Source organism: Polaromonas sp. (genome assembly GCF_030682935.1).
GTDB lineage: Bacteria > Pseudomonadota > Gammaproteobacteria > Burkholderiales > Burkholderiaceae_C > Polaromonas.
In genome coordinates this window covers 1-3,558 of the sequence record NZ_JAUXNA010000333.1, presented here as the reverse complement: position 1 = coordinate 3,558, position 3,558 = coordinate 1, and the positions used below count along the sequence as shown (strand labels likewise).

3 protein-coding genes, 2 tRNA genes and 1 pseudogene are annotated in these 3,558 nt (G+C 59.1%); 2 read left to right on the top strand and 4 right to left on the bottom strand.

Annotation, left to right across the window (positions count from 1 at the left end; all coding sequences use genetic code 11):
- Positions 1–1,005, top strand: a 1,005-nt coding sequence (locus tag Q8K05_RS15465; protein ID WP_305247514.1) for an ATP-binding cassette domain-containing protein, incomplete at its 5' end; no start/stop codon positions are given.
- Between the two features lie 80 nt (positions 1,006–1,085).
- Positions 1,086–1,588 (top strand): annotated as a pseudogene (locus Q8K05_RS15460) (hypothetical protein).
- A 111-nt stretch (positions 1,589–1,699) separates the two neighbouring features.
- Here the strand turns inward: Q8K05_RS15460 and Q8K05_RS15455 are convergent.
- The 4 genes from Q8K05_RS15455 to Q8K05_RS15440 form a co-directional block, all read right to left on the bottom strand.
- Positions 1,700–1,775, bottom strand: a tRNA-Lys gene (locus tag Q8K05_RS15455).
- A 10-nt stretch (positions 1,776–1,785) separates the two neighbouring features.
- Positions 1,786–1,861: transfer RNA gene (locus Q8K05_RS15450), tRNA-Lys, on the bottom strand.
- A gap of 78 nt (positions 1,862–1,939) precedes the next feature.
- Complete coding sequence (locus tag Q8K05_RS15445) at positions 1,940–2,782, bottom strand: tRNA threonylcarbamoyladenosine dehydratase (RefSeq protein ID WP_305247513.1); 843 nt, start codon at positions 2,780–2,782, stop codon at positions 1,940–1,942.
- A 23-nt stretch (positions 2,783–2,805) separates the two neighbouring features.
- Positions 2,806–3,558: YeeE/YedE thiosulfate transporter family protein (locus Q8K05_RS15440; protein WP_305247512.1), on the bottom strand; the 753-nt coding region annotated here is incomplete at its 5' end.

The following is a 3,558-nucleotide window of genomic DNA, read 5'->3' as shown; positions in this document are numbered from 1 at the left end:
CAAAATGTCAGCCGCTCGGTGCTGGCCGGCCAGCGCATCGGCATTCTGGGCGCCAACGGCCAGGGAAAATCAACCCTCGTCAAAACCGTGGCACGCGCCCTCGCCCCGATTCAGGGCGACATGACCGAAGGCAAGGGCCTGAACATCGGCTACTTTGCCCAGCAGGAACTGGACGTGCTGCGCCTGAACGACAACCCGCTGGAGCACATGATCCGGTTGGTCAAGGAAGTCAGCGCTGCCGGCAAGATGGGCAACCAGCCCACCCGCGAGCAGGACTTGCGCAGCTTTCTGGGCAACTTCAACTTTGGCGGCGACATGGTCAAGCAGGCCGTCGGCAGCATGAGCGGCGGCGAAAAAGCCCGCCTGGTGCTGTGCATGATCGTCTGGCAGCGCCCCAACCTGCTGCTGCTTGATGAGCCAACCAATCACCTGGACCTGGCCACCCGCGAAGCGCTGTCGATGGCGCTCAACGAGTTTGAAGGCACCGTCATGCTGGTCAGCCATGACCGTGCGCTGCTGCGTGCCGTGTGCGACGAGTTCTGGATGGTCTCGCGCGGCGGCGTGGCGCCCTTCGACGGTGACCTGGACGACTACCAACGCTACCTGCTTGATGAGGCCAAGCGTCAGCGCGAGGAAGCCAAAAAATCGACCACCAACGCGGCCAAGCCGGCCGCCATGGCAGCCAAAGCGGCGGCCGCTGAACCGGTAAAAGCCGCAAGCACTTCAGACGCCAAAAATTCGTCCACGAAAAAAGACGAAGCCCAGCGCCGTCAGCAGCAATCCGATGCGTCCAAGCCGCTGCGCAAGGAACTGGAAACCATAGACCGGCAGATGCAGTCGCTCACCCGCGAGCAGGACAGCCTGCAAACCCTGCTCACCACTGCCACCGCCGCTGCAGAAATCGCCCAGACAGGCAAGCGCCTGAAGGCGATTGAAAATGACCTGGGCACGCTGGAAGAACGCTGGCTGGAGTTGACCGATCAGATTGAGACGGCCACGGCGTAAATGAATTTTTACGATGGGGCGTCAATAGGTAAATGCTGACGCTCCGCCGGACATTCGCAAGCGTGAAGGGGTTTTCAATCATGCCCACGGCCCTGCACATGGCGGCTGAAGATGCGGCCCTTGCGGCCGCGGTCAAGCGCAGCCGCAAGCTGCTCAACAAACGCGCCATGGTGGCCGCAGCTGCCAGCGCCATGCCGGTTCCCGGTCTCGACTGGGCCGAGATGCGGCCATGCTTTCAAAACTGATCCCCGAGATCAACAAAGAGTTTGGCCTGACACCCGGCCAACTCGACCAGCTCGACCCCAAAAAGCGCGACCAGGTTCAAAAAGCCGTGACCATGGTGGGCTCGGTACTGATTGGAAAGTTCATCAGCCGCGAATTGGTTCTCAAAGCCGCCACCCAAATAGGGCTACGGCTGACCACCAGGCAACTGGCCAAATACGTACCGTTTGCCGGACAAGTCGTCGCGGCGGCCGTGGGTTATTCAGCGATTCGCTATCTTGGCGAGGAACACATGAAAGATTGCATCCGCGTGGCCCAACAAGCGCAACTGGAGATCCCTTTACTGGGGCATCAGGTGTGATGGATATTGCGGCTCGTTGAATGCCGAGGGCATAAAAAATATTTCAGTACCAGAACAAAAAATTACGAACCGTATCGGCTGAAAATTTTGTTTGGATTAAAAATCTAATGCTGGTGGGTTCTGCGGGGGTCGAACCCGCGACAAACGGATTAAAAGTCCGCTGCTCTACCAGCTGAGCTAAGAACCCGGGAAATTTATGGTGGGACCTGCGGGGGTCGAACCCGCGACAAACGGATTAAAAGTCCGCTGCTCTACCAACTGAGCTAAGGTCCCAAGATTTCTCTTGGTTTGCACTACATCGTCTGCAGCACAGCCTCAAATTATAGCGTCAATTTTTGGCTGTTTTAAAAACTATCCTGCAATTTTACTGAGAACCCAACCGGCTGCGCACAAGCCAAACGTAGACGTGACACTCACGACCGATCCATAGCCGTGGCAATTGAGACTGCCATCGCTCTGCCCTACGGCATCAGCTTGTGTTTCAAGGATGTCCACAACACGAATTTCTTGCGGATCCACGACTTTCGCTGCGGCGGGTTGCAGCACGGGTTCCCGGCTAAACACACAAGCCACTCCGATCTTTCCCTGGCGGGATGCACCATACTCTTTACGCAGGCGGTAGCGCATCTGCGCCAGCAAGGGGTCGTGCGTCACCAGGGACACATCTTCAATGTCAACGCGGTGAGCAAGCCGCTTGCCGCCCGCGGCCCCCACGCTGATAAAGGTGGCCTTGCGCCTGACGGCCCAAGCCGCCATGGCGGTCTTGGCCCTGACCTGGTCACACGCATCGATCACAGCCAATTGCTCGTAGTCGAATTCACCGCCCAGCGCGAGAACGTCTGGCCAATTGCCGGCATCGACAAACTCTTCAATGCAGTCCACCTTGCAAGTCGGATTGATCTGGGCGATGCGTTCGCGCATGGCGTGGACTTTGGCCTGCCCCAAGGTGTTGTCGAGCGCATGCACCTGGCGGTTGATGTTGGATTCGGCAATGTGGTCAAGATCGACCAGCGTCAGGCGGGCCACCCCGCTGCGCGCGGCGGCTTCTGCGGCCCATGAGCCGACACCGCCCAGACCTACCACCACAATGTGCGCAGCACGAATCCGCTGGGCACCGGCCGCGCCATAGAGCCGCGCGAGACTGCCGAAACGCCGATCGAGATCGGCAGAAATCACCTCAGAGTCAGATGTCATCTTGTTGCCTTTGGGAAGCTTTATCAGAGTGAGCGCTCAAGCTGCCATATCTGGTATTTCAAGCCTGCAACGCAGCCCATCATGATGGCTACCACAGCCACAAAGCTCGTGGCGCTCAAGGTCGAGATGCCAGACAGGCCCTGCCCAATTGTGCAGCCCATGGCGGCCACGCCGCCTACGCCCATCAATGTGGCGCCCACCAGGTGGTTGGCGGTGTCCTGTGCGTCGCGAAAACCCTCCCAGCGAAAGTTGCGTGACCACAAGGCATGCGCGGCCGAACCCGCCACGACACCAAACACCGACACGACACCCAGTGTGAGGACTTTGCTCTTGTCGCTAAAAAACATGAGCCAGTCCAGGGTGTAAGCCATGGGGGCAACAAAGCTCATCGCTTCTGCCTTGCCTGAGTTGGTGCCGACAAAGACTTCCTGCAGGGTTTCAGGATGCTCGGCCACATAACCCAGCGAGCCGCTCACCCACCACATGGCGGCCACCACGGCGCCGATACCCAAGCCCGCCAGCAGATTGTCGAAGTTGCGGAAATCCTTGCCGTACAACGCCCAGGTGATCAGCGCCAATCCAATCAGCAAGGCCAGCCCCAGTCCGGCGGTGGTCGGCGCTACACCCAGCGCGCTGGCGAGCCAGTTGGGCAGCGTGGCATTGACGGTGAAATCGACCGCAACCCGGTCAACCGTGGCTACGCGCGCTACAGCGGTGATGCCTTTGAGCGTGGCAAAACCAGCAATACCCATGATGGCGAAAACCACCAGCGATTT